Genomic DNA, 25,309 nt, shown 5'->3' with positions numbered 1-25,309 from the left:
GGGTCGCTACCCTCTGCGTCATGTCGGTCGTCGTCGTCACGGACTCGACCGCGAGCCTCCCTCCGGAGGTCGCGGCCGCCCACGGGATCATCGTGGTGCCCCTGCAGGTCGTGATCGGTGCCAACGCCTACGACGAGGGCTCGCCCCAGGCGACTCCCGAGAAGGTCGCCGAGGCGCTGCGGGAGTTCCGACCCGTCAGCACGTCCCGCCCGGCGCCGAGGGTGATCCTCGACGCCTACGAGCGGGCCGCGGCCGGCGGCGCCAAGCAGATCGTGTCGATCCACATCTCGGGTGACATGAGCGGCACCTTCGAGTCGGCGCAGCTCGCCGCCCGCGACGCCCCGGTCCGGGTGATCTGCGTCGACAGCCGCCAGGTCGGGGTCGCCACCGGGTACGCCGCCCTCGCGGCCGCCGACGCGCTGGTGGGCGGTGGGTCCGTGGAGTTCGCCGCCGAGGCGGCCCGCCGGCGTGCGGACGCCTGCTCGTCGCTGTTCTACGTCGACACGCTGGAGTACCTGCGTCGCGGGGGCCGCATCGGCGCCGCGACCGCCCTGTTCGGTGGCGCGCTCGCGTTCAAGCCGCTGCTGACGATCGAGGACGGTGTGGTGGCGTCGCTGGAGAAGGTGCGGACCACCGGCCGGGCCCTCGCCCGGCTGGGCGACCTCGCGGCGGAGGCGGCGGGGGACGAGGCGATCGACCTGTGCGTCGCCCACCTCGCCAACCCCGACCGCGCGGGCGCCCTGGCCGAGGCGCTCGCCACCCGCCTGGCCGACAACCTCCAGGGTCGTGAGGTGTGGTGCGGCGAGCTCGGCGCGGTCCTGGGCGCGCACGTGGGCCCCGGGATGATCGCGGTCTGCGTGGCCCCCCGGGTCTGAGCCGCCCGACGGGCCATGAGTCGTCCACAGCGGCACGGCGTGACGGGTCGTCCACAGGGTCGAGGTCGATGCCGGCGAGACGTCCGTCGGCGCTCGTAGCGTCGCGGCATGCGATCTCGACGATCCCAGCAGGAGCACGAGCAGGCCGTCTCGCGGCGCCTGGCGCAGCTGAGCGCCGAGCTGGCGAGCACCCGCGGCGAGGTGCCCGAGGCGGCGCCGGCCGTGGCGCCGGCCGCGGGAGGGGACTGGTGGGACGGGCACACCCGGGTGGCGCCGGTGCGCGCACCGCTGGTCGTCGTACCTCCTCCGCCGGAGGTGGCCGACGCGTTCGTCGAGCCACCTGCGGTGCCGGTGCCCGGCCGGCACGCCGCCCGCCGCGGCCGGCGGCTCCTCGCCGAAGCGCTGCCCGAGACCCTGCGCGGTCGGGTCGGCCTAGGCCCGGCCCAGGTGACGGTACTGGCGGTCATCGTGGCCCTCGGCCTCGCCGCCACCGCCTGGTGGGTGGTCCGTGGTGACGCCGAGACCGTGCCTCCCGCCGGGCCGGAGGTCGTCGCGGGCTCGGGTGCGCTGGTGGCGCTCCCGGTCTCCGGGGAGGAGACCGCCCCGACCGTCGGGCCGGCGAGCACGGTCACCGTCGACGTGGCCGGCAAGGTACGCCGCCCGGGCATCGCCGTGCTCGACGCCGGCGCCCGCGTGGTCGACGCCCTCGAGGCGGCGGGCGGCGCCCGCCCGGGGGTCGACCTGTCCACCCTCAACCTCGCCCGGGTGCTCGTCGACGGTGAGCAGATCCTGGTCGGGCGCCCGGCGGCGGCGCCCGCGCCTCCCGGGAGCGTGCCGACGCCCGGCGCGGCGCCGGTGGCCCTGGTCGACCTCAACCGGGCCACGCAGGCCGAGCTCGAGACCCTGCCCGAGGTCGGCCCCGTCACGGCGGCGGCGATCCTCGCCTGGCGCGACGAGCACGGCGGCTTCTCCGCGATCGACGAGCTGCTCGAGGTCGACGGCATCGGCGACGCCACGCTGGCCCAGATCGCTCCCCATGTCACCGTCTAGAACCGGTGCCGCCGTCCGAGCCGACCACCGGCGACCGTCACCGCGACCTCCGGATGCCGGCGCTCGGGGCGGCGGCGTGGCTCGCGGCGCTGGGCACCCATCAGGTCGGCGCCTGGGCCCTGGCGCCGGGGGCGCTCGTGCTGCTCGCGGCCGCGCTCGGCCGGGTGCGGGGGAGCCGCTGCGTGTCGACCGTGGGGGGCGTGGCGCTGGTGGCGGGCGCCGTGGCCGGTGCGGCGCTGCTTCGCCAGCAGGCCGTGGCCGACAACCCCGTGGCCGACCTGGCCCGCGAGCGTGCCGCAGTGTCTGTGACCGGCACGGTGGTCTCCGACCCCCGTCCGGTGTCCGGTCGCTACACCGACCAGGTGCTGGTGCGGGTCGAGGTGCGCGAGGTGACCGGGCGCGGGGTCGTCCACCGCCTGGCCACGCCCGTGCTCGTCCTCGGCGGCGAAGGCTGGTCCGAGGCTCCGCTGGGCGCGACGGTTCGCACGTCGGGCCTGCTGGTCGCCTCTGACGACACCGACGTGTCCGGCGTGCTGACCGCCGCCCGCGACCCGGTGGTCGTGGCCCGGCCCGACGTCTGGTGGCGTGCCGCCGGGGCGGTCCGCGCGTCCGTGCGCGACTCCGTGGGTGGGCGCCCCGCCGACCAGCGGGCGCTGGTGCCGGCGCTGGTCGACGGTGACGACGCTGGTCTCGACCCGGCCCTGGCCGAGGACTTCCGGACGACCGGGCTCACCCACCTGACGGCGGTGTCCGGCACCAACCTCACGCTGGTCGTCGGCTTCGTCCTGCTCCTCGCCCGGTGGTGCCGGGTGCGTGGGCGCTGGCTCTACCTCGTCGGCGGCTGCGGGATCCTCGGCTTCGTCCTGATCGCGCGCACCGAGCCGAGCGTGCTCCGGGCGGCGGTCATGGGCACGGTCGGCCTGCTCGCCATGGGCGTCAACGGCCAGCAGCGTGCGTTCCGGGCGCTCGGTGTCGCGGTGGTGGTGCTCCTGCTGGTCCAGCCGGCGCTGGCGGTCTCGGTCGGCTTCGCTCTCTCGGTGCTCGCGACCGCGGGCATCGTGGTGCTGGCGCCGGGCTGGCGCGACGCGCTCGCCCGTTGGACGCCGCGCTGGGTGGCCGAGGCGGTGTCGGTCCCGGCGGCCGCCCAGCTGGCCTGCACGCCGCTGGTGGCCGTGATCTCCGGGCAGGTGAGCCTGGTGGCGGTGGTCGCCAACCTCGCCGTCGCACCGGTGGTCGGGCCGGCCACGGTGCTCGGCCTGGCCGGTGGGCTCCTCGGCCTGGTGGTCCCACCCCTGGGCCGACTGTGCGGGACCGGCGCCGGCTGGTGCGTGGCGTGGATCGTGGCCGTCGCGCGCCGCGGCTCCGACCTGCCCGGGGCCGCCGTCGAGTGGGGCGCCACCCCCGTCGCCGTGGTCGTCCTGGTCCTGGTGTGCGTGGTCCTCGTGCTGGTGGCGCCGTGCGTGCTGCGCCGGCCCACGACCGGCATCGGCTGCCTCGTCCTCCTCGCGGTGGCGGTGACCGTGCGGCTGCCGACGCCCGGGTGGCCGGCTGCGGGCTGGGTCCTGGCGATGTGCGACGTCGGCCAGGGCGACGCGCTGGTGCTGCGGGCGGGACCGGCCTCGGGAGTCGTGGTCGACACCGGCCCGGACCCGGTCGCGGTCGACGGCTGCCTGAGCCGGCTCGGGATCGAGTCCGTGCCGCTGCTGGTGCTCACCCACTTCCACGCCGACCACGTCGACGGCCTGTCCGGGGTGCTGTCCGGCCGCGCCGTCGGAGCGGTCGAGACCACCAGGGTGCTCGATCCGCCCGGTGGGGTCGAGACCGTCACCGACGCGGCGGCCGACGCCGGGCTCGCGCCCGTCCTGGCGCCGTACGGCGCGGTCCGGACCGTCGGCGACGTCACCCTCCAGGCGCTGTGGCCACGGCCCGGGCTCCCCAGCAGGGGAGCGGGGGACGGCAGCGAGGCCAACGACGCCAGCGTGGTCCTGCTGGCCGACGTGCGCGGCGTCCGGATCCTCCTGACCGGCGACCTCGAGCCGCCCGGGCAGGAGGCCTTGGCCGCGGTGATCGCCGGCCTCGACGTCGACGTCCTGAAGGTGCCTCACCACGGCAGCCGCTACCAGGACCTCGACCTGCTGACCTCTCTCGGCGCCGAGCTGGCGCTGGTCTCGGTGGGCGACAACGACTACGGCCACCCGGCCTCCGACGTGCTCGAGGCACTGTCCGCCGCCGGCGCCGAGGTCCTCCGCACCGACACCTCGGGCGACGTCCTGGTCGTGCCCGACGGCGACACCGTGGTCGCGGTGACCCGGTGACGCCGTCGGTGTCGGGGCCCTGTGGCAGGGTTGCGCGCATGCACGCTGGTGACGTCCTCGGCCGGGTCACGCTGGTCACGGGCAAGGAGGAGTTCCTCAACGAGCGCACCATCACCGCGGTGCGCAAGGTGGTCCGTTCCCACGACGCCGAGGCCGAGCTCTCCGAGACCACGGCCTCCGACCTGACGCTGGGCACCCTGGGCGAGCTGTCGGCGCCGTCGCTGTTCTCGACCGTGCGCTGCGTGGTCGTCCGGGGCCTGGAGCACCTCCCCGAGGAGTCCGTCGACGGGCTGCTCGCCTACGCCGCCGACCCGGCCGACGAGGTCGCGCTGGTGCTGGTGCACGGCGGCGGCCAGAAGGGCACCGGAGTGCTCGCCAAGCTCCGCAAGCTCGTCGGGGTCACCGAGTCCAAGTCGGGTGAGCTCAAGCCGTCGGAGTTCGCCGGCTTCGTCGCCGCCGAGGTGCGCGGGCACGGGTCGACGATCGAGCAGGAGGCCACCCAGTTCCTGGTGCAGGCCGTCGGCCACGACCTCCGGTCGCTCTCGGCCGCCGCCCACCAGCTGACCAACGACTTCCCGGGCCAGGTGCTCACCGTCGACCGGGTCAAGCAGTACTTCGGCGGCCGGGCCGAGGCCAAGTCGTTCGCCGTGGCCGACGCCGCCTTCTCCGGCCAGCGCACGGCCGCGCTCGAGGAGCTGCGCTGGGCCCTCGACGGAGGCACCGCCGCCGTGCTGGTCACCTCCGCGTTCGCCGGCAGCGCGCGGGGGCTGGCCCGCTACAAGGGCGCGATGCGCGGCATGCGCGAGGCCGACCTGGCCCGCGAGGTGGGCGTCCCCCCGTGGAAGCTGCGCTCGATCCGTGACCAGTCCCGCGGCTGGTCCGATGCCGGCCTCTCCCGCGTCATCCGCGCGGTGGCCAAGGCCGACGCCGACATCAAGGGCGCCGCGAGCGACCCGTCCTACACGCTCGAGCGACTGGTCCTCACGGTCACGTCTTTACGAGACCCCCGCTGAAATGACACTGACCCGTCCGAAAGTTTCGGACGGGTCAGCGGGTGAAGGCGGGTCAGAGCGACGCGGCCTTCTTGAAGATCGAGGACTTGCGGTTGGCGGCCTGGTTCTTGTGGATGACGCCCTTGGACGCGGCCTTGTCGAGCTTGCGGGCGGCGTCGCGGCTCAGGGCGATCGCCTGGTCCTTGTCGCCGGCCTCGGCGGCCTCACGGAACTTGCGCACGGCGGTCTTGAGGTTGCTCTTGACCGCCTTGTTGCGCTCGTGCGCCTTCTCGTTCTGCTTGTTGCGCTTGATCTGGCTCTTGATGTTCGCCACAGGTGTGCCTTCGTCTCCAGGGTGGATGCTGTCTCAGGTCTGGTGTGCGGTCGGCGCAGGCTGCTGCCGGAACACGCGACGGACAAGATTAGCAGCGGGCCGCTCACCCGCCCAAATCCACTGCCGTGACGCCGTACGGCGCCTGCTCACGCCCAGCCCCGGCGCTCGCACAGCCAGTCCCAGGTGACCTCGCCCTGCCAGGCCTGTACATCGCGCAGGTGCGGCGAGGTCGGGGGGACGGGCTCGTCGGACTGGCGCAGGAAGTAGCCGGTGAGCAGCGCCAGGACGACGTCGACGTGCTCGGCGGGCACGTCGGCGGTCAGCGGGGTGGCGGCGAGCACGGCGTCGACGTCGATCCCGTCGCCGCGCGGGCCGATCATCAAGAACACGGTGTCGAGCCACGCGGCGCCCCGCGCCGGCCAGTTCCAGTCGCACAGGAGCGCGGAGCCGTCGGGCCGGATCAGGATGTTGTCGTCGCGGACGTCGGTGTGGACCACGCAGTCGCCGGCCGTCACCTCGCGGAACCCCGCGGCCAGCGCGGCGCCCTCCTCGAGGTGGGCCAGGCCGGGCCGGGTGCGCCGTACGTGGTCCCAGTGGCCGGGGAAGTCGGCGAACTCCACCGCGAACGTGTCCAGGGCCATCGCCGCCGGGGCCGGGGTGAGCACCTCCGCCGAGCGGGCCAACATGGCGATGGCGGCGTCCAGGTCGGGTTGTCGCCACGGTCGGTGGGGGCTGCGCGCCTCGACGTGCTCGAGACCCAGCACGACCCAGTCGTCGGCGTCGTGGAGCCACAGCAACCGGGCGGCCGGAGCCGAGCGGGGCAGCGAGGCGAGCTTGCGTGCCTCCTCGCGGTAGGAGTGGGCGAACATCCGCTGCGCCTTGTCGGAGGCGGCCTTCACGAAGTGACGCGAGCCGTCCTCACAGGTCAGCACTGACGCGAAGCCGGGCGTGAAGCCTGCGCCCTGTGAGGCCGCGTCGACGACGGGGGAGCCGCAGTGCTGCTCGATCAGCTGCCGCAGGAATGGCGGGAGGAAGGGCCACTCGAGACGTCGGGCGGTGCGTCCGGTGGGAATCGGCGACGGGATCACGCGGCCATCCTCCGTCACACACGCCGCGCCCCGGTCTCCGGCCATGGCCACTCGTAGGCGACGTACGCGCCCACCTGAGTCGACTGCCAGTCCCGTACGAACCTCTCGGCCAGCGCCAGCCACGCCTGGATCTCCGCCTCGGTGGCGCCGGAGTCGCAGAGGCCCGCGTCGTGCCACGACGGCCGGCCGACCCCGGGCCGGCGCGCGTGCCAGCGCTCGTGGACGACCCGGGCCAGCACCTCCGAGCGTCCGATGTCGCGCCCGCCGGTCTGGTTGCCCTCGCGCACGCGCCGGGCCCGGCGCCGGGAGTCACGCGTCACGGGTCCGTCGCCGGGCGCCAACCGGAACGTCCACGCGTTGCCACCGCCGGCGACCTGTCCGAAGATCCCGTCGCGGAGGCCCCAGTGCAGCTCGACCAGGAAGTGCAGGAGGTCGTGGGGGAGCTCGTCCTGGTAGCCGGGGGCCGGGTCCATCGTGAGGTCGGGGTAGCGCTCGCGGTGCACGTCGACGGCGTACCGCCGCTCACCGGTACGTCGGAAGGCCACCTGCACCGCTCGAGTCTCGGCTCGCAGGCACCAGGCCCGCAAACGGATTCTCGGTCCAGACCTTCCGCGTGGGAGGATCTGGCATCGTGTCCTCGCCCTCTGCCGCTGCCCGTCCGGGCTACACCGACCCCGCGATCATCAGGAACTTCTGCATCATCGCGCACATCGACCACGGCAAGTCGACGCTGGCCGACCGGATGCTTCAGCTGACCGGCGTCGTCGACGCCCGCGCCGCCCGTGCGCAGTACCTCGACCGCATGGACATCGAGCGCGAGCGCGGCATCACGATCAAGAGCCAGGCCGTCCGGATGCCGTGGACGGTGCCGGCCGACAACGACCAGGGCGCCACGCCGGGCAACTACGTGCTCAACATGATCGACACCCCCGGACACGTCGACTTCACCTACGAGGTCTCCCGCTCGCTGGAGGCCTGCGAGGCCGCGGTCTTGCTCGTCGACGCCGCGCAGGGCATCGAGGCCCAGACGCTGGCCAACCTGTACCTCGCGCTGGGCGCCGACCTCACGATCATCCCGGTGCTCAACAAGATCGACCTGCCCAACGCCCAGCCCGAGAAGTACGCCGCCGAGCTCGCCGGCATCATCGGCTGCGACCCGGCCGACGTGCTGCAGACCTCGGCGAAGACCGGCCTGGGCGTCGAGGCGCTGCTCAACGAGATCGTCCGGCAGACCCCGGCGCCCGTCGGCGACGCCGACGCCCCGGCGCGGGCCCTGATCTTCGACTCCGTCTACGACACCTACCGCGGCGTCGTCACCTACGTCCGCGTCGTCGACGGCAAGCTCAGCCACCGCGACCGGATCAAGATGATGTCCACCGGCGTCGTGCACGAGATGCTCGAGGTCGGCGTGATCAGTCCCGAGCCGGTCAAGGCCACCGAGCTCGGGGTCGGCGAGGTCGGCTACCTGATCACGGGCGTGAAGGACGTGCGCCAGTCGCGGGTCGGTGACACCGTCACCAGCCAGCACCACGGCGCCACCGAGGACCTCGGCGGCTACAAGCACCCCAACCCCATGGTCTACTCCGGCCTCTACCCGATCGACGGCGACGACTACCCGACGCTGCGCGACGCATTGGAGCGGCTGCAGCTCAACGACGCCGCGCTGGCCTACGAGCCGGAGACCTCCGGGGCGCTCGGCTTCGGGTTCCGCTGCGGCTTCCTCGGCCTGCTGCACATGGAGATCGTGCGCGAGCGGCTCGAGCGCGAGTTCAACCTCGACCTGATCTCGACCGCGCCCAACGTGGTCTACGAGGTCGTCATGGAGGACGGCAAGGTCATCGAGGTGACCAACCCGAGCGAGTACCCCGACGGCGGCAAGATCGCCGAGGTCCGCGAGCCCGTCGTACGCGCCACGATCCTGACCCCGTCCGACTACATCGGCACGATCATGGAGCTCTGCCAGTCCAAGCGCGGCAACCTCCAGGGCATGGACTACCTCTCCGAGGACCGCGTCGAGATGCGCTACGTGCTGCCGATGGGCGAGATCGTCTTCGACTTCTTTGACCAGCTCAAGTCGCGCACCAAGGGCTACGCCTCGCTCGACTACGAACGCTCCGGCGACCAGGCCGCCGACCTGGTCAAGGTCGACATCCTGCTTCAGGGCGAGCCGGTCGACGCGTTCTCCGCGATCGTGCACAAGGACGCCGCCTACGCCTACGGCGTGATGCTCGCGGGCAAGCTCAAGGAGCTGATCCCGCGCCAGCAGTTCGAGGTCCCGATCCAGGCCGCCATCGGCGCCCGGGTGATCGCCCGCGAGAACATCCGCGCGATCCGCAAGGACGTGCTCGCCAAGTGCTACGGCGGCGACATCACCCGCAAGCGCAAGCTGCTGGAGAAGCAGAAGGAGGGCAAGAAGCGGATGAAGATGGTTGGCCGCGTCGAGGTCCCCCAGGAGGCGTTCATCGCCGCTCTCTCCAACGCCCCGAGCGGCGAGAAGTCCGGCAAGAAGTAGCCGGTGGGCCTGACCCTGCCCCCGTTCGTCCTCGGGTTCGCCGAGCGCGGCCCGGCGTGGGCCGACTGGGTGCGCGGGCTGCCGCGGCTCGTCGACGACGTGCTGGCCGAGTGGGACCTCACCCGCGACGGCGACCCGATGCACGGGTGGACCGCGTTGGTGCTCCCGGTCCGCACCCGCGACGACACCCCGGCCGTACTGAAGCTCGTCTGTCCCGGGATGCCCGACGGGGACGAGGAGGAGCACGAGACGCTGGCACTGCAGCGCCTCGGCGGCAACGGCGCGGTGCGTCTTCTCCAGGCCGACCCGCGCCGGCGGTTGCTGCTGCTCGAGCGGCTGCACACCCGCGACCTCACCGACGTGTGGGACATCGAGGCCTGCGAGGTCGTCGGTGGCCTCTACCCCAGGATCCACGTGCCCGCGCCGCCGCAGCTGCGCACGCTCACGTCGTACGTCGGTCGGTGGACGGACCGCCTGGCCGCGCTGCCCCGGGCCGCGCCGGTCCCGCGCCGGCTGGTCGAGCAGGCGGTCGCACTGGGGCGGACGTTCGTCACGGACCCGGCGAGCGACGGCACCATGATCCACGGCGACCTGCACTACGAGAACGTGCTCGCCGCCGACCGTGAGCCGTGGCTGGTCATCGACCCCAAGCCGGTGAGCGGCGATCCGCACTACGAGGTCGCGCCGCTGCTGTGGAACCGCTTCGACGAGCTCGCCGGTGACGTCCGCGGGGGAGTCCGCCGCCGTTTCCACGCGGTCATCGACGCGGCCGGCCTCGACGAGGACCGCGCCCGTGACTGGGTGGTCGTCCGGATGCTCCACAACGCCCTCTGGGAGCTCGAGGACCACCGGGACGCCCCGAACGGCGACTACCTGACGACGTGCGTGGCCATCGCCAAGGCCGTCCAGGACTGACCCGCCCCACCGGCAATCCGATGGCGGACGCCGGCCCGCGCCAGGGACAATGGGCTCATGCCGTTCCTGCGCTCGCTCAACGTCGGCCAACCACGGGAGGCACCCTGGGCCGGCATCGGGCGCACGTCCATCGACAAGCAGCCGGTGGCCGGCCAGGTCGAGATCGGGCTCTACGGTCCCGCCGGCGACCAGGTGTCGGACACCAAGCACCACGGGGGGCTCGACCAGGCCGTCTACGCCTTCGCTCGTGAGGACCTCGATTGGTGGGCCGGGGAGCTGGACCTCGAGATCCGCGACGGCCAGTTCGGCGAGAACCTCACCACGGTCGGTATCGACGTCAACGAGGCCGAGATCGGCGAGCGCTGGCGGGTCGGCGAGGCGCTCCTGGAGGTCAGCTCGGTGCGCAACCCCTGCAACGACTTCAAGATGTGGATGGGCCGCTCCGGCTACGACAACACCGCCTGGGTCAAGCGCTTCGCCACGGTCGGTCGGCCCGGTCCCTACCTGCGGGTGGTCGCGCCCGGCCCCGCGCAGGCCGGTGACGAGATCACGGTGGTCCACGAGCCGGGCCACGGCGTGACCGTGTCGACGATGTTCCGGGCGCTCTACACCGACCACAGCCTGCTGCCCGAGCTGCTCCGGGTCGACGGTCTCGTGGACGAGGCGCGCCGCAAGGCCGACGCCTACGTCGCCAACACCCGGCTGTGAGGCTGCTTCCCGAGGAGCCCGCCGTACGCCGGATGGCCCTGGCCACCCTGGTCAACACCACCGGCAACGGCATCTTCTTCACGCTCAGTGCGCTCTACTTCACCCGGATCGTCGGCTTCTCCGTGCTCCAGGTCGGCACCGGTCTCAGCATCGCTGCCGGCGTCGCGCTGTTCGCAGGGGTCCCGATCGGCCACTTGGCCGACCGGCGCGGTCCGCGCGAGGTCCAGGTCGCCCTGGTCCTGGTGATCGCGGGGCTGGCCTCGCTCTACCTGCTCGTCACCGAGTGGTGGCAGTTCGTGCTGGTGTCCACGCTGATCGCGGTGCTCGACCGGGGTGCCGGTGCCGTCCGCGGCGCCCTGATCGCCGGGCTGGTGCAGGGCGCGGCCAGGTCCAGCACCCGGGCCTACCTGCGCTCGGTCACCAACGTCGGCATGACCATCGGCACCGGGGTCGCCGCGATCGCCCTGCACTTCGACACCCGCGAGGCCTACCTCGTGGTCCTCTACGTCGACGTGGCGACGTACGTCGTGACCGCGGGGCTGATGGCCCTGGTCCCGCACGTGCCCCCGCGGCCGGCCGGGGAGGCGCTGGCGATGCTGAGCGCCCTGCGCGACCTGCCGTTCGTCGCGGTGGCCGGCATCAGCTCCGTGGTCTGCATGCACTACTGGATCCTCGAGCTGGCGATCCCGCTGTGGGTCGTCAACCACACCGAGGCCCCCCGCTCGGTGGTGGCGATCCTCATGGTCATCAACACGGTCACGGTGGTCCTCGCCCAGGTGGCGGTCGCCAAGCGGGTGGCCACCGTCGAGGCCGCCGTGCGCGCGACCGTGCTCTCGGGAGTCCTCTTCCTCGGCGCCTGTGCCCTGTTCGGGGTCAGCGGGGGAGTGTCGGCCGGCCTGGCCGTGGCGCTGCTGGTCGTCGGCTCGCTGGTGCACGTGGCGGGTGAGCTGGCCCAGGCCTCGGCGTCGTTCCTGCTCGGCTTCGAGCTGCCGCCCGAGGAGGCGATGGGCCAGTACCAGGGGGTCTGGGGGATGAGCTTCTCGATCAGCTCGTTCCTGGCGCCGACCGTGCTGGCGCTGCTGCCCCTGGCCCTGGGGCTGCTGGGGTGGCTGCTGCTGGGGGGCATCCTGCTCGCCGCGGCGCTCGCCACCGGCCCCGCCGTCGGATGGGCGGTCAGGTCGAAGGAAAACCGTCTCTCAGAGCGGGTCACTACCCGCGAGTACGAAGAGTGATCTAGGTTACTCGCAAACACCCGTCTCGGTTTCACCCAGGAGTGGCATGCCCGTCAATCACGACACGACTTTCGTCGACAACCTTCCCCAGAACATGGCGGTGCAGTTCCTCGACCGAGTAGCCGCGTCGCCCCAGTCGGAGGCGTTCCGCTACCCGGTCGGTGAGGCCTGGGAGTCCCTGACCTGGCAGCAGGCGGGCGACAAGGTCCGCAGCCTGTCGGCCGGGCTCCTGTCCCTCGGCATCGAGTCCGAGCAGCGCATCGGCATCGCGTCGGGCACCCGCTACGAGTGGATCCTGGCCGACCTGGCCGTGGTCTGCTCGGGTGCCGCCACGACCACCGTCTACCCGACGACCAACGCCGAGGACACGGCGTACATCCTCGGCGACTCCGAGTGCCGGATGGTCTTCGCCGAGGACGACGAGCAGATCGCCAAGCTCAAGGAGCACAAGTCGTCGCTGCCGCACCTCGAGAAGGTGATCACGTTCGACGGCACGGCCGACGGCGACTGGATCATCACGCTGGACGCGCTGACCGAGCTCGGTGACGCCTACCTCGCCGAGCACCCCGACGCCATCGAGACGGTCGCGAAGTCGATCCGCCCGGAGCAGCTGGCGACCCTGATCTACACCTCCGGCACCACCGGGCGCCCCAAGGGCGTGCGGCTGACGCACAAGGCGTGGGTCTACGAGGGTGCCGCGATCCAGGTGCAGGACATCCTGGACGAGTCCGACCTGCAGTTCCTGTGGCTGCCGATGTCGCACTCGTTCGGAAAGGTGCTGCTCTCCGCCCAGCTGGCGTGCGGCTTCGCCTCGGCCATCGACGGCCGGGTCGAGAAGATCGTCGAGAACTGCGGCATCGTGAAGCCGACGTTCATGGGCGCCGCCCCCCGCATCTTCGAGAAGGCCTACGGCCGGATCCAGACCATGCAGGCCGCCGAGGGTGGGGCCAAGGAGAAGATCTTCAACAAGGCCTTCGAGGTCGGGCTGAAGGTCGAGGCCCTCAAGCGCGACGGCAAGAGCGTCCCGGCGCTGCTCAAGCTGCAGCACGGCCTGTTCGACAAGCTGGTGTTCAGCAAGGTGCGTGAGCGCTTCGGAGGACGGGTCCGCTTCTTCATCTCCGGCTCGGCCGCCCTCAACCAGGAGATCGCCGAGTGGTTCAACGCCGCCGGCATCGTCATCCTCGAGGGCTACGGCATGACCGAGAACTCCGCGGGCGCCACGGTCAACCACCCCGACGAGAACAAGATCGGCACCGTCGGACGGGCACTGCCCGGCAGCGAGGTCCGCATCGGCGAGGGTGACGAGGTGCTGCTGCGTGGCCCCCACGTCATGGACGGCTACCACAACCTCCCCGAGGAGACCGCCAAGACGCTGACCGACGACGGCTGGCTGCGCACCGGTGACAAGGGCAGCCTCGACGCCGACGGCTTCCTGACGATCACGGGCCGGATCAAGGACCTCTTCAAGACCTCGGGTGGCAAGTACATCGCGCCGTCGGCGATCGAGTCGAAGTTCAAGGCCGTGTGCCCCTACGCCAGCCAGTTCATGGTCTTCGGCAACGACCGCAACTTCGTGGTCGCGCTGATCACGCTCGACCCCGACGCCATGACGGGCTGGGCCGAGGAGAACGGCATGGCCGGCGCGTCGTACTCCGACATCGTCACCTCGGAGAAGGTCCACGACATGGTCGGCGGCTACGTCGAGGAGCTCAACTCGCGCCTCAACCGCTGGGAGACCATCAAGAAGTGGGAGATCCTCGACCACGACCTGACCATCGAGTCCGGCGAGCTGACCCCCTCCATGAAGGTCAAGCGCAACGTCGTCGAGGACAACAACAAGGAGCGCATCGCGGCGTTCTACAGCTGACCGGCTCCTGAGGGTTTCCGCACAGGAACCCCACAGGGAGTCCGGGTCGAATGGGTGTCGGCGGGAGACCGCCGGCACCCATTCGCACTTCCTGGAGGACACGCATGAGCCACGGCCACGCCCACGACGAGCTCGAGGACCACGACCTCGGCCTGTCGCACGACCTGCCGCAGATCGTCGAACGCAACCGGTGGGGGCGCCGCGGGCTGCTCAGCATCCTGGGCGGCGTGGGGGTCGTGGCGGTCGCCGGCTGCGCCGCCGACGGCTCCTCGACCTCGACCGCGAGCGACACCGCGTCCACTGCGGACGCCGGTGCGGCGGCCGGTGGGCCCGGTGGCACGCCGCCGGACGGGGGCGGTGACATGGGAGGAGAGTCGTCGGTGGAGGTGGCCGAGGGCGAGATCCCCGAGGAGACCGCCGGTCCCTACCCGGGCGACGGCTCCAACGGCGTCAACGTGCTCGCCGAGAGCGGCATCGTGCGCAGTGACCTCACCTCCAGCTTCGGCTCCGCCTCGGGCGTCGCCGAAGGGGTCCCGGTCACGGTCCGGCCGAAGGTCTACGACCTCAACGGCACCGACGTGACGGCGCTCAGCGGCGCCGCGGTCTACCTGTGGCACTGCAACCGGGAGGGCGAGTACTCGATGTACTCCGAGAACGTCGCCGACGAGAACTACCTGCGCGGCGTGCAGGAGACCGCGGCGGACGGCACCGTGGAGTTCACCAGCATCTTCCCGGCGGCGTACTCCGGACGCTGGCCGCACATGCACTTCGAGGTCTACCAGACGCTCGCCGGCGCCACGAGCTACACCAACAAGCTCCGCACCTCGCAGCTCGCCCTGCCCGAGGACGTCTGCAACGACGTCTACGCCAACGCGGACGGGTACGACGCCAGCGCGGCCAACATGCAGCAGACCAGCCTGGACAGCGACAACGTCTTCTCCGACGGCGTCTCCCTCCAGATGGCTACCGTCACCGGCACCGTCGACGAGGGCTACACGATCTCCCTCAACGTCCCCGTCTGACCGCCGAGTCGGCGCTTGTGCGCGCTGTCAAAACGCCGAGTCGGCGCTTGTGCACTGCGTTTGCGCCGACTCGGCGTTTCCTGAGTGTGCATAAGCGCCGACTCGCGGGGAGGATGGGGCGGTGCCGTCCGCCCTGCCCCTCGGGGACCCCGTGCCGGAGGACGGCGCCCTCCCGACGTCGGCGCTGGAGGGGCTGGGGGAGCGGCCGTTCGGGTTCTACGTGCACGTGCCGTTCTGCAGGGTGCGGTGCGGCTACTGCGACTTCAACACCTACACCGCCGAGGAGCTGGGGCCGGGCGCCTCGCGCGCGACGTACGCCGCGTCCGCGGTCTCGGAGGTACGCCGGGCCCGGCAGGTGCTGGGCGACACCGACGTACGCGTCGACACGGTCTTCGTCGGCGGGGGTACGCCGACCCTGCTCAGCCCGGACGACCTCGGGGCGGTGCTCGACGTCATCGCCGCGGAGTTCGGGCTGGCACCCGGCGCGGAGGTCACCACGGAGGCCAACCCCGACAGCGTCACGCCCGAGACCCTGGCCGGCCTGCGGGAGCGCGGCTTCACCCGGATCTCCTTTGGCATGCAGTCGGCGGTGCCGCACGTGCTGGCGGTCCTCGACCGCACCCACGACCCGGCGCGGGTGCCCGACGTCGTCGCGTGGGCCCGGGCCGCGGGGTTCGAGCAGGTGAGCCTGGACCTCATCTACGGCACGCCGGGCGAGTCGCTGGCCGATTGGGAGCGCAGTCTCGACGAGGCGCTGGCGTGCGGGCCCGACCACGTGTCGGCGTACTCCCTGATCGTCGAGGACGGCACCGCGCTGGCCCGTCGGGTCCGTCGCGGTGAGCTGCCGATGCCCGACGAGGACGACCTCGCCGACAAGTACGACGCCGCCGACGAGCGGCTGACCCGCGCCGGGCTCGGCTGGTACGAGGTGTCCAACTGGGCGCGCGACGACGCCAGCCGCTGCCGGCACAACCTCGGCTACTGGACCGACGGCGACTGGTGGGGCGTCGGCCCCGGCGCGCACTCCCACGTCGGCGGGGTCCGCTGGTGGAACGTCAAGCACCCCGCGGCGTACGCCGACCGCCTGGCGCGCGGGCTCAGCCCCGCCCACGCCCGCGAGGTCCTCGACGCGCAGAGCCGGCGGGTCGAGCGGGTGCTGCTGGAGGTGCGGCTGCGCGACGGGCTGCCCACCGACGTGCTCGACCCGCACGGGCTGGCCGCTGTACCGCTCCTCGTGGCCGACGGCCTGGTCGAGGCGGCCCCCGACCGGCTGGTCCTGACCAGGCGCGGCCGGTTGCTGGCGGACGCCGTGGTGAGGGACCTGCTGCCGTAGTTCTGCCCTAGGGTTGGGGACATGACCAACCAGGGCCCCGAGTACCCGTCCGAGCAGAACCAGCCCGGAGGCGGCGAGCCGCCCTACGGCGCGCCCACGCCGCCGCCCCCGCCCTACGGCGCCCCGGAGGGCTCGGTGCCTCCGCCGCCCCCCGCCGCGGCTCCGCCGTACGGCGCGCCGCAGCCCCCGCAGCCCCCGCAGGCGCCCTACGGGTCCTACGGTGCGCCGGTGGGCGCCATGCCGGGAGCGCCGTACGGCGTCCACCCGGTCACGGGCATCCCCTACTCCGACAAGTCCAAGGTGGTCGCCGGGCTGCTCCAGATCCTGGTGCCGTTCGGGATCGGGCGCTTCTACATCGGCGACTCCGGGATCGGCGTCGCGCAGCTGCTGGTCACGATCTTCACCTGCGGCATCGGCGCACTGTGGCCGGTCATCGACGGCATCATCATGCTGGCCAGCGACAGCAAGGACGCCAACGGGTTGATGCTGCGCAGCTGAGCCGGTTGCGGAGCTGGCTCAGTCGGAGCTGGTGGTGAAGTCGATGAGCTCTTCGACCCGGCCCAGGAGGGCGGGCTCGAGGTCGTCGTAGGAGTGCACGCGCGACAGGATGTGCTGCCAGGCGCGGGCGATGTCGGCCTGGTCGGCGTGGGGCCAGCCGAGGTGGCGACACACGCCCTTCTTCCACTCCATGCTCCGCGGTACGTCGGGCCAGGCGGCGACGCCGATCCGGTCGGGCTTCACGGCGGCCCAGACGTCGACGTAGGGATGACCCACGACGAGCACGTGGCGACCGACGGGGGAGGCGGCCACCTGCTGGGCGATCCGGCTCTCCTTGGAGCCGGGCACGAGGTGGTCGACCAGCACGCCGACACGGCGGTCGGGGCCGGGACCGAAGGCGCGCAGGTGCTCGACGAGGTCGTCGACGCCCTCGAGGTACTCGACGACCACACCCTCGATGCGCAGGTCGTCGCCCCAGACCTTCTCGACCAGCTCGGCGTCGTGGCGGCCCTCGACGAAGATCCGGCTGGCGCGCGCCACCCGGGCCTTGGCGCCATGGACCGCGACCGAGCCTGAGGCGGTGCGGGTCGGTGCGGCCGGGGCCACCAGGCGGACCGGCGCGGTCAGGATCACCGGACGGCCGTCGAGCAGGAAGCCCGGCCCGAGCGGGAAGGTGCGCCGACGCGAGCGGCGGTCCTCCAGGGTCAGGGTGTGGAGGTCGCGGTCGACCGCGACGATCTCGCCCACCCAGTCGGTGGTGACCTCTTCTACGACCGCGCCGAGCTCGGCGGGAGCCTCGACGGCGCGCCCGCGCTTGGGCTTGCGCCAGTCGCCGGACAGGACGTCAGTGCCGTAGCGGTCGCTCACCGGGTCAACGGTAGGTGCGCGCGCCGACAGCGCCCGCTCCGCCGCGCCGGTCAGTCCGCGTTCAGTCCCCGGTCAGTCGTCGGCGGAGTCAGGCTCCTCGTCCGAGGACTCGTCCGACGACTCCTCGGTCGACCCGTCCTCGAGCTGCTCGGCGTCCTTGCCGCCGTCGAGCAGGTCGTCGACGGTCTCGCCGTCGTCGAGCCCGTCGGCGAGCGGGTTGTCCTCGCCGGGCTGGAGGTCCTCGGGCAGCAGGTCGTCGCTGATGCCGACCGGCGACTCGTCGGGGGACTGGTCCTGGGATTCGCTCATGACCAGAACCTACGCGGCCTCACGCGAGGGGCAAGCGCTTCTGGCTGCGTGGCAGCTGCTCGTAACCACGTCGTACGGCCTGCGCGAGGGCGTCGCCGGGGAAGGGCCACTCGCCCGCGCGGAGCGCCTCCTCGACCTTGACGCCGCGCCCGGCCAGCTCGCGGATGGTCTCGGCGACGAGTCCGATCTGGTTGCGCTGGACCTCGACGAACTCGCGGTCGACGACCGCGCCGTGCCCGGGGACGACGACGCTGGACGACGTCGTCAGGCCGAGCAGGATGTCGAGGGTCCACGGCCACTCCAGCGGGTAGCAGTCGCCGCCGAACCCCGGCGCCGCCGACTCCTCGACCAGGTCGCCGGCGAGGAGGGTGTCGCAGTCGGGCACGCGCACCACCAGGTCGCCGCCCGTGTGGCCGCGACCGGGGTGCACCAGCTCGACCAGACGGTCGCCGAGGTCGAGCGACACGGCGGAGGAGAACGTGCGGTCGGCCGCCACGATCTCGGTGGCGAGCACCTCCTCGCGGTGGGGGTCGGCGTCCTCGCCGGAGACCGGGCTGGCGTCGTACAGGCCCTTGATCCGCTCGCCGGCGGAGACGGTGCGCTCGGCGGCGGTCTCGTGGGCGTGGATCGGGATGGTGCCGCACGCCGTGCGGAAGGCGTGGTTGCCGAACGTGTGGTCGAAGTGCTCGTGCGTGTTGACCACCCCGACGATCTCGCCGGCGCCGAGTGCGCGGATCTCGTCGATCACCCCGCGGGCGGCCAGGTCCGAGGCGTGGGTGTCGACGACGAGGAGCCCGTCAGCCCCGCCGATGACGCTGACGTTGACGTCGAACCACTCGTAGCGAGCGACCCAGACCCGGTCGGCGACCTCGATGAACCCCATCCGGCCACCCTAGGGGCCCCGTCATCGGGGCGGCCTCAGCAGAGCCCGGCGTGCAGCTCGCGGCGCAGCAGGTCGCCGAGCTCCTCGGTGCTGGCAGCGGGGCGGGGGAAGGTCAGCGTGCGGGTGTGGGCCCCGTCGAGGTCGACCCACTGGACCTCGACCCGGTCTGGCCGCAGGCCGGCCAGCGAGACACCGACCACGTGCGAGAGTCGGGTCCCTGAGGTGGCGGCGACCGCGCGGCGCAGCTCCTCCTGGTGGCACTGGTTGGCGTGCTCGACGGAGCGCTGGAGGTAGCCCCGGTTGAGCCGGTGGGCGGGGGAGCGGAACTGGTCGAGCGGCACCCGGAACTGCTGCTCGGGTCGCCCGCGCCCGGGGTGGTGGGCGAGCAGCGCGAAGGTGAGCCTCATGGTCACGATGTCGCGCGCCTCGCCGCAGCAGTCGCAGTCCTCGCGCTTCTCGGTACGCAGCGTCCCGGCGAGAGTGAGCGTGGCGGCCCGCTCGGGTGCGCCGGGCCGGCCGAGGCCGCTCTCGAGGGTGAGCAGCGCACTGGCCCGGCGGCCCGCGGCGCGGCCCAGGTCGGCTCCCGGCACGCAGGAGAAGGTGGGCGTCCCCTCCAGGTCCTGCAGGCAGAGGTCCTCGGAGGCCACGTCCGCGACCCCGTCGACCACCAGGTGAACCGACGAGGGGCAGGCCAGGACGGAGCGGGCCGCCGCGGCCAGCGTCATCGGGTCGCGCATCGTGAGATAGGTGGTCATCGACACTCCTCATCGTTAGTAAGGCAAGCCTAACCTACCTAAGGGTTGGCGGGTGAGGAAGGGGCGGACGGGCGGGCGGGCCTTGTAGCATTGGCACTCGCGACAGTGGAGTGCCAACACCACGCAAGGACCCGAGGAGGCGACCGTGCAGGAAGAACGCAGGCTGGCCGTGCTCCGCGCGATCGTCGAGGACTACGTCGCCACCGAGGAGCCGGTCGGCTCCAAGGCCCTGGTCGAGCGACACAAGCTCGGCGTCTCGCCGGCCACGGTGCGCAACGACATGGCGGCCCTCGAGGACGAGGGCTACATCACCCAGCCCCACACCAGCGCCGGCCGGGTGCCGACCGACAAGGGTTACCGGCTCTTCGTCGACCGGCTCACCACGGTCAAGCCGATGAGCGCCGCGGAGAAACGCGCCGTGTCGACGTTCCTCGACGGCGCCGTCGACCTCGACGACGTCGTGCAGCGCTCGGTCCGCGTGCTCTCCCAGCTCACCCGCCAGGTGGCCGTGGTGCAGTACCCCACGCTGTCGCGCTCCACGGTGCGCCACGTCGAGCTGGTCGCGCTCGCGCCCCGCCGGCTGCTCGCCGTACTCATCCTCAGCACCGGCCGAGTCGAGCAGCGCCTCGTGGAGCTCGAGGCCGACCTCGACGACGACGCGCTCGCCGACCTGCGGGTGCGCGTCAACACCGTCGTCACCGGCGCGATCATCGCCGACGCCGTGACCGCGCTGCGCACCCTCGCGGCTGAGCCGCCCAGCCGCACCATCGCGCCGTACGTCGGTCCGGTCGTCGAGGCCCTGGCCGACGCGATGAGCGACCATCGCTCCGACGAGCGGATCGCCGTGGGTGGGGCCGCCAACCTGGCCCGCTACGGCGACAGCTTCGACTCCGCCGTCCGGCCCCTGCTCGAGGCGCTCGAGGAGCACGTCGTGCTGCTCAAGCTCCTGGGCGAGGCGACCAGCGGCGGCATGGTGACCGTGCGCATCGGCCACGAGGGCCCCTACGAGCAGCTCTCCGCGACCAGCGTGGTCGCCACCGGCTACGGGCCCCACGACGACGCGCTGGCGACGCTCGGTGTCGTCGGCCCGACCCGCATGGACTACCCCGGCACGATGACGGCGGTCCGCGCCGTCGCGCGTTACGTCTCGCGCATCCTCGACGAGGCGTGAGCCGGGCCCACCGACCTCCCGACCCAGACCAGATAGACCAGTCAGACAAGGAACCACGTTGAGCCAGGACCTGTACGACCTCCTCGGTGTCGCCCGCGACGCGGACGCCGACGCCCTCAAGAAGGCCTACCGGCGACAGGCGCGCCAGCTCCACCCCGACGTCAACCCCGACCCCGAGTCGCAGGAGCGCTTCAAAGAGGTCACCCGCGCCTACGAGGTGCTCTCCGACCCGCAGAAGCGCGCCGCCTACGACCGCGGCGGCGACCCGTTCGCCGGCGGCCAGGCCGGGTTCGGGCAGGGCGCCGGCTTCTCGTTCACCGACATCATGGACGCCTTCTTCGGCGGTCAGCCCGGCGCCGGCCAGCCCGGTCGCGGCCCCCGGTCGCGCGTACGCCGCGGCCAGGACGCCCTGATCCGGCTGGAGATCACGTTGGCGGAAGCGGCGTTCGGCGTGGCCCGCGAGCTCAAGGTCGACACCGCCGTCCTCTGCACCGCCTGTAGCGGCGAGGGCGCCGCCCCGGGGTCGCACCCGGTGCCGTGCGAGACCTGCCGGGGCCAGGGCGAGGTCGCTCATGTGCAGCGGTCGTTCCTCGGCGAGATCCGCACCCTGCGCCCGTGCGCCGCGTGCCGCGGTTTCGGCTCGATCATCTCCGACCCGTGCCGCGAGTGCTCGGGCGATGGCCGCGTGCGCTCCCGGCGCACCCTCACCGTCAAGATCCCCGCCGGCGTCGACAACGGCACCCGCGTGCAGCTCAGCGAGCAGGGCGAGGTCGGGCCGGGCGGTGGCCCGGCCGGCGACCTCTACGTCGAGATCCACGTCGCCGAGCACCCCACGTTCACCCGCCACGGCAACGACCTGCACTCCACGGTCTCGCTGCCGATGACCGCGGCCGCCCTGGGCACGACACTGACGCTGCCGACCCTCGAGGCCGACGTCGAACAGGGCGCCGACTCCGGCGTCGAGACGTCGTTCGAGCTCGAGGTCGGGGCCGGCACCCAGTCGGGCACCCAGCAGGTGCTCCGCGGCCGCGGCGTCCCCGGGCTGCGCGGCGGACGCGGCGACCTGGTCGTCACCGTCCTGGTCGAGACCCCGCAGAGGCTCGACGCCCGCCAGGAGGAGCTGCTGCGCGAGCTGGCGGCCATCCGTGACGAGGAGTCGCCGACCGGCCAGGTGCCCGCCGGGTCTCAGCGCTCGGTCTTCGGGCGCCTGCGCGACGCGTTCAACCCGCACTGACCATGACGCTCCCGGTCCACCTCGTCCCGTCGCTGGCGGGGGTGTCGCCCGGCGCGACCGTGACGGTCGAGGGTGACGAGGCCCACCATGCCGTCGCCGTACGCCGGCTGCGCGTGGGCGAGACGGTGGTGCTGACCGACGGCGCGGGCCGCTCCGTCACCGGTGCGGTCGCGTCGACCGGCAAGCGGGTCTTCACCGTCGACGTCGCGCAGGCGCAGGAGGTGCCTCGGCCGGGCCCGTCGTTCGTGGTCGTCCAGGCGCTCCCGAAGGGTGACCGCGGCGAGCTCGCGGTCGAGGTCCTCACCGAGGTGGGGGTCGACCAGGTGGTGCCGTGGGCGGCGGCGCGCAGCGTCGCGGTCTGGAAGGGCGAGCGCGCGGCGAAGTCCCTGGCCCGGTGGCGCTCGACCGCACGCGAGGCCGCCAAGCAGGCCCGCCGTGCCTGGCACCCCGAGGTCGCCGAGCTCGCCTCGATGGCCGATGTCGCCCGGCTCGTCGCCGGGGCCGACCTGGCCGTCGTGCTCCACGAGGAGGCGACCGCACCGCTGGCCGGGCTCGACGTACCTGCCTCGGGCGTGGTCGTGGTCGTGGTCGGCCCCGAGGGCGGGCTCACCGACGACGAGGTCACCGCACTGGTCGACGCCGGCGCCGTGAGCGTCCGGCTCGGCACCGAGGTGCTGCGCACCTCGACCGCCGGGGTGGCCGCCTGCGCCGCGCTCCTGGCCCGCACCGACCGCTGGCACTGACGCTCCGGGACGTCATACGTCCCGAGGAGTCGCATCCACGTTCCGTATGACGTCCCGGGCGGGCAGGCTGAGCCTCACTCGACCGTGATGGTCTTGGTGTCCTCGAACGGACCGGGGCCCTCGCCGCCGGACGGGTCGTCGGTCATGGCCGCGAAGGTGTAGTCGCCCGGGGCCAGGCCCGAGACGTCGACGTCCGACTGCCACGGGTAGAGCTTGTCCATCCAGCCCTCCGCGGTCGAGAAGCCCTTGAGCACCACGGTGTCGCCCTGCCGGATCTCCCACGGGACGGTGGCCTCGAAGGAGCTGGCCAGGCCGTTGGCGACGAACTTGTCGCTCACCGTCGTGCCCTCCTCGGGCGAGGTGACGTTGACCAGGGCGAGCACGTCGAGCGGGTCGGCGGCGGTCAGGCCGTCGGCGGTGTCGATCCCGAACAGGGGTACGGCGTTGGTCGGGTCGCCGAGCCACACCCGGACCGGCAGCCGGTCCTGGGCGATCCCCTGGACGGTGTAGACGAGCTGCTGGACGGCGAGCTCGGCCTGGGCCTTGGTCATGCCGGGCGCGGGGGTGTTCCACCCGTCGTCGGCGGCCTCGACCAGGATCACGCCCTCCTCCGCGTCGACCTCGATGCTCGCGAAGCGGCCGTCGGGGTAGGCGGAGTCGTAGTCGGGGTCGACCACGTCGCCGGCGACCATCAGCGCGACCGCCTCGGCGTAGGGATTGTCGGCCTCGACCTGGCGGAACTCGCGGTAGAGGCGCGGGCCCATCGGGGTGTCGCCGACGAAGTAGACGGGGGCGGCCGTCGTGGTCGCGGGCTGGGTCGGCTCCGTCGTCTCGGCCGGGTCGGTCGGCTCGGTGGTGGCGTCGGTGGACTCCGGCGTGCTGCTGGGCTCCGAGGTCGAGGCAGGGTCGCTGGCCACCGGGTCCGGGTCGTTGCCGCACCCGGCGAGGGCAGCGGCGCTGAGGACAGCGGTGAGGGAGAGTGCGACCGAGCGGCTCCGAGGTGTGTTCATGGCGTCCATCCTTCCGGCGTTCACGGGCTATTCGACGGTGATCGAGCGCGTGTCGGTGTCCGGCGGAAAACCCTCGCCGTCGGACGGGTCGGGGTTGGCGGCGACGAACTCGTAGGTCCCGGGGGCGAGCCCGGACACATCGATCGGGTCGGTCCTCCACGGGAAGAGCTTGGTGCCCGTCCAGCCCTCCGCCGTGGCGAAGCCGTCGAGCACCATGTCGCCGGCGGCGTCCTCGAGGCGCCAGTTCATGGTGGCCTCGTAGCCGTTGTTGACGCCCTCGGCGACGAAGGACCCGGACACCACCTCCCCCTCGGAGGGGGACGTCACGCTCATCAGCGACAGCACGTCGAGCGGCTCGGCGCTGGAGACGGCCTCGGACGTGGGCTGCCCCAGGACCATGTCGACCGGGTTGTCCCCGTAGCGGAACTGCACCCCGAGCCGCTGACCCACCACCGCCTGGACCGTGAAGATCACCTGCTCGAGGGCGAGTGCCGCCTCGTCCTCGGTCATCGACGCGGGACGGTCGTGCAGCGCGGCGTCGGCGATCACCACGTCGATGACGTCGCCGCGCACCTTGCCGCCCGCGAACGAGCCGGCCGGCCACAGCGTGCGGTAGTCGGGGTCCTCAGGACCGTCGCTCAGCAGCTCCAGGGCCTCGGCCACTCCCGCGAGGCCGGTGTCGACCTGGAACTCACGGAAGAGGCGCGGCCCGCGACCCGTATCGCCCACGAAGTAGAGCGGGACGGCGTGCGCGCTGGGCGTCGGGGTGTCGATGATCCTGGTCGGGTCGTCGGTCGGCGGGGCCTCCGCGGACGGCTGGTTGAGGGCCACCGTGACCAGGGCGATCGCCACGACCGCTGCCGCGGCGGCGAGCACGGAGCCCCCGGCGATGAAGAGGTGGCGGCGTGAGCCGGCAGCCGACGTGGCGGTGCGAGCGCGGATGTCGTCGAGGCAGTCGGCGGGCTCGACGTCGGCCACGGCGTCGGTGACCAGGCGGGCCAGGGTCTCGTCGTTCATCACAGGTCTCCATCGTTCTGGTCATCGATCTGGCCGGCGAGCAGGTCGCGCAGCGCGGCGGACCCGCGGGAGGCGTGGCTCTTCACGGCGCCGCGGCTGATCCCCATGGCGTCGGCGATCTCGGCCTCGGAGAGGTCGAGGTAGTAGCGCAGCGCCAGCGCCTCACGCTGCCGCGCCGGCAGCTGGCGCATGGCGTCCAGCACCGCGTCGCGCCGTACGGCGGACACGGACGACTCGTCGGCGCCCGGCTGGACGGCCGGTGGCAGCTGGGCGGCGTCGTGGCGGGCGACCACGGCGCGGTGACGCAACGCCGACCGCGACCGGTTGACGACCGACTGGCGCAGGTAGGCCAACGCCTTGTCCGGCTCGCGCAGCCGGCCCCAGCGGCCGTGCATGGCCACGAACGCGTCCTGCACGATCTCCTCGGCCAGGCCAACGTCGCGCACCAGAAGCACCGACAGCCGGACCAGCTGCCGCCAGTGGGCGGCGTACAGCTCGTCGAGCGCCGCGTCCGCGCCCCAGGTGGCGGGGTCGGTCACCGCCTGCCGCCGTAGCTCCGCATGAGTCCTCACGCTAGTG

25 protein-coding genes are annotated in these 25,309 nt (G+C 72.6%); 15 read left to right on the top strand and 10 right to left on the bottom strand.

All coding sequences use genetic code 11. The annotated features are described in order from the left end of the window. Positions 1 to 20: 20 nt before the first annotated feature. The 4 genes from BLR90_RS16275 to holA all read left to right on the top strand — a co-directional run bounded on the left by BLR90_RS16275 (position 21) and on the right by holA (position 5,253). The gene (locus BLR90_RS16275) at positions 21 to 875 is read left to right on the top strand and encodes a DegV family protein (protein ID WP_091026285.1); all 855 of its coding nucleotides are present in this window, start codon (positions 21 to 23) and stop codon (positions 873 to 875) included. Positions 876 to 983: 108 nt separating this feature from the next. After that, a complete protein-coding gene (locus tag BLR90_RS21525) occupies positions 984 to 1,925 on the top strand; it encodes a ComEA family DNA-binding protein (protein ID WP_091026284.1) in 942 nt (313 codons plus the stop codon). Positions 1,926 to 1,930: 5 nt separating this feature from the next. Then, positions 1,931 to 4,240: a ComEC/Rec2 family competence protein gene (locus tag BLR90_RS16265; protein ID WP_245715357.1), complete on the top strand. Its 2,310-nt coding sequence runs from the start codon at positions 1,931 to 1,933 to the stop codon at positions 4,238 to 4,240. A gap of 38 nt (positions 4,241 to 4,278) precedes the next feature. Continuing rightward, positions 4,279 to 5,253, top strand: coding sequence for a DNA polymerase III subunit delta (gene holA / locus BLR90_RS16260; RefSeq protein WP_091026283.1), 975 nt, complete (start codon positions 4,279 to 4,281; stop codon positions 5,251 to 5,253). 52 nt (positions 5,254 to 5,305) lie between these two features. Here holA and rpsT read toward each other — a convergent pair whose 3' ends face one another. From rpsT to BLR90_RS16245, 3 genes are all read right to left on the bottom strand, one after another. Beyond that, positions 5,306 to 5,566: a 30S ribosomal protein S20 gene (rpsT, locus tag BLR90_RS16255; protein ID WP_091026282.1), complete on the bottom strand. Its 261-nt coding sequence runs from the start codon at positions 5,564 to 5,566 to the stop codon at positions 5,306 to 5,308. Positions 5,567 to 5,712: 146 nt separating this feature from the next. Further along, positions 5,713 to 6,654 carry a phosphotransferase family protein gene (locus BLR90_RS16250; RefSeq protein ID WP_245715356.1) on the bottom strand — a complete coding sequence of 314 codons (942 nt, stop codon included), beginning with the start codon at positions 6,652 to 6,654 and terminating at the stop codon, positions 5,713 to 5,715. Between the two features lie 14 nt (positions 6,655 to 6,668). Continuing rightward, positions 6,669 to 7,205: a hypothetical protein gene (locus BLR90_RS16245; RefSeq protein ID WP_091026280.1), complete on the bottom strand. Its 537-nt coding sequence runs from the start codon at positions 7,203 to 7,205 to the stop codon at positions 6,669 to 6,671. 77 nt (positions 7,206 to 7,282) lie between these two features. On the opposite strand from BLR90_RS16245, the gene lepA reads away from it, so the two are divergent. From lepA to BLR90_RS16205, 8 genes are all read left to right on the top strand, one after another. Further along, positions 7,283 to 9,166, top strand: a complete 1,884-nt coding sequence (gene lepA / locus BLR90_RS16240) for a translation elongation factor 4 (protein ID WP_371863161.1) — start codon at positions 7,283 to 7,285, stop codon at positions 9,164 to 9,166. Between the two features lie 3 nt (positions 9,167 to 9,169). After that, a complete protein-coding gene (locus tag BLR90_RS16235) occupies positions 9,170 to 10,081 on the top strand; it encodes an aminoglycoside phosphotransferase family protein (protein ID WP_170254308.1) in 912 nt (303 codons plus the stop codon). A gap of 57 nt (positions 10,082 to 10,138) precedes the next feature. Then, positions 10,139 to 10,789 (top strand): MOSC domain-containing protein, encoded by a 651-nt coding sequence (locus BLR90_RS16230; RefSeq protein ID WP_174812368.1) that lies wholly within the window; start codon positions 10,139 to 10,141, stop codon positions 10,787 to 10,789. Beyond that, positions 10,786 to 12,021, top strand: a complete 1,236-nt coding sequence (locus BLR90_RS16225) for an MFS transporter (RefSeq protein ID WP_143016241.1) — start codon at positions 10,786 to 10,788, stop codon at positions 12,019 to 12,021. The genes BLR90_RS16230 and BLR90_RS16225 overlap by 4 nt, the downstream gene beginning before the upstream one ends. Before the next feature lie 46 nt (positions 12,022 to 12,067). Then, positions 12,068 to 13,888 (top strand): AMP-dependent synthetase/ligase, encoded by a 1,821-nt coding sequence (locus tag BLR90_RS16220; RefSeq protein WP_091026277.1) that lies wholly within the window; start codon positions 12,068 to 12,070, stop codon positions 13,886 to 13,888. Between the two features lie 104 nt (positions 13,889 to 13,992). Then, entirely contained in the window at positions 13,993 to 14,910 is a 918-nt protein-coding gene (locus BLR90_RS16215) for a dioxygenase family protein (RefSeq protein ID WP_091026276.1), read from the top strand. Between the two features lie 121 nt (positions 14,911 to 15,031). After that, positions 15,032 to 16,243 carry a radical SAM family heme chaperone HemW gene (gene hemW, locus BLR90_RS16210; protein ID WP_091026275.1) on the top strand — a complete coding sequence of 404 codons (1,212 nt, stop codon included), beginning with the start codon at positions 15,032 to 15,034 and terminating at the stop codon, positions 16,241 to 16,243. Positions 16,244 to 16,264: 21 nt separating this feature from the next. Further along, the gene (locus tag BLR90_RS16205) at positions 16,265 to 16,741 is read left to right on the top strand and encodes a TM2 domain-containing protein (protein ID WP_091026274.1); all 477 of its coding nucleotides are present in this window, start codon (positions 16,265 to 16,267) and stop codon (positions 16,739 to 16,741) included. 18 nt (positions 16,742 to 16,759) lie between these two features. On the opposite strand, the gene BLR90_RS16200 is transcribed toward BLR90_RS16205, so the two are convergent. The 4 genes from BLR90_RS16200 to BLR90_RS16185 all read right to left on the bottom strand — a co-directional run bounded on the left by BLR90_RS16200 (position 16,760) and on the right by BLR90_RS16185 (position 19,555). Then, positions 16,760 to 17,608 carry a DUF3097 domain-containing protein gene (locus tag BLR90_RS16200; RefSeq protein WP_091026273.1) on the bottom strand — a complete coding sequence of 283 codons (849 nt, stop codon included), beginning with the start codon at positions 17,606 to 17,608 and terminating at the stop codon, positions 16,760 to 16,762. Positions 17,609 to 17,680: 72 nt separating this feature from the next. Beyond that, complete coding sequence (locus BLR90_RS16195; RefSeq protein ID WP_091026272.1) at positions 17,681 to 17,917, bottom strand: hypothetical protein; 237 nt, start codon at positions 17,915 to 17,917, stop codon at positions 17,681 to 17,683. A gap of 19 nt (positions 17,918 to 17,936) precedes the next feature. Then, positions 17,937 to 18,800, bottom strand: coding sequence for an MBL fold metallo-hydrolase (locus tag BLR90_RS16190; protein ID WP_091026271.1), 864 nt, complete (start codon positions 18,798 to 18,800; stop codon positions 17,937 to 17,939). Between the two features lie 35 nt (positions 18,801 to 18,835). Further along, positions 18,836 to 19,555, bottom strand: coding sequence for a hypothetical protein (locus BLR90_RS16185; RefSeq protein WP_143016240.1), 720 nt, complete (start codon positions 19,553 to 19,555; stop codon positions 18,836 to 18,838). A gap of 145 nt (positions 19,556 to 19,700) precedes the next feature. Here BLR90_RS16185 and hrcA point away from each other — a divergent pair, with 145 nt between their 5' ends. Genes hrcA through BLR90_RS16170 form a run of 3 tightly spaced genes read left to right on the top strand, consistent with a single transcriptional unit; the run spans position 19,701 to position 22,703 of the window. After that, entirely contained in the window at positions 19,701 to 20,726 is a 1,026-nt protein-coding gene (gene hrcA, locus BLR90_RS16180) for a heat-inducible transcriptional repressor HrcA (protein WP_091026269.1), read from the top strand. 58 nt (positions 20,727 to 20,784) lie between these two features. After that, positions 20,785 to 21,960, top strand: coding sequence for a molecular chaperone DnaJ (gene dnaJ / locus BLR90_RS16175; protein WP_091026268.1), 1,176 nt, complete (start codon positions 20,785 to 20,787; stop codon positions 21,958 to 21,960). A gap of 2 nt (positions 21,961 to 21,962) precedes the next feature. Further along, positions 21,963 to 22,703, top strand: a complete 741-nt coding sequence (locus BLR90_RS16170) for a 16S rRNA (uracil(1498)-N(3))-methyltransferase (RefSeq protein WP_091026267.1) — start codon at positions 21,963 to 21,965, stop codon at positions 22,701 to 22,703. Positions 22,704 to 22,777: 74 nt separating this feature from the next. On the opposite strand, the gene BLR90_RS16165 is transcribed toward BLR90_RS16170, so the two are convergent. Genes BLR90_RS16165 through BLR90_RS16155 form a run of 3 tightly spaced genes read right to left on the bottom strand, consistent with a single transcriptional unit; the run spans position 22,778 to position 25,269 of the window. Then, the gene (locus BLR90_RS16165; RefSeq protein WP_091026266.1) at positions 22,778 to 23,713 is read right to left on the bottom strand and encodes a Gmad2 immunoglobulin-like domain-containing protein; all 936 of its coding nucleotides are present in this window, start codon (positions 23,711 to 23,713) and stop codon (positions 22,778 to 22,780) included. A gap of 27 nt (positions 23,714 to 23,740) precedes the next feature. After that, positions 23,741 to 24,730, bottom strand: a complete 990-nt coding sequence (locus BLR90_RS16160) for a Gmad2 immunoglobulin-like domain-containing protein (RefSeq protein WP_091026265.1) — start codon at positions 24,728 to 24,730, stop codon at positions 23,741 to 23,743. Next, entirely contained in the window at positions 24,730 to 25,269 is a 540-nt protein-coding gene (locus BLR90_RS16155) for a SigE family RNA polymerase sigma factor (protein WP_091026264.1), read from the bottom strand. Before BLR90_RS16155 ends, BLR90_RS16160 begins: the two co-directional genes overlap by 1 nt. Between the last annotated feature and the right edge of the window lie 40 nt (positions 25,270 to 25,309).

This window comes from Nocardioides szechwanensis, from assembly GCF_900103935.1.
Taxonomy (GTDB): Bacteria; Actinomycetota; Actinomycetes; order Propionibacteriales; family Nocardioidaceae; genus Nocardioides; species Nocardioides szechwanensis.
This window is presented reverse-complemented; position numbering and strand designations above follow the sequence as displayed.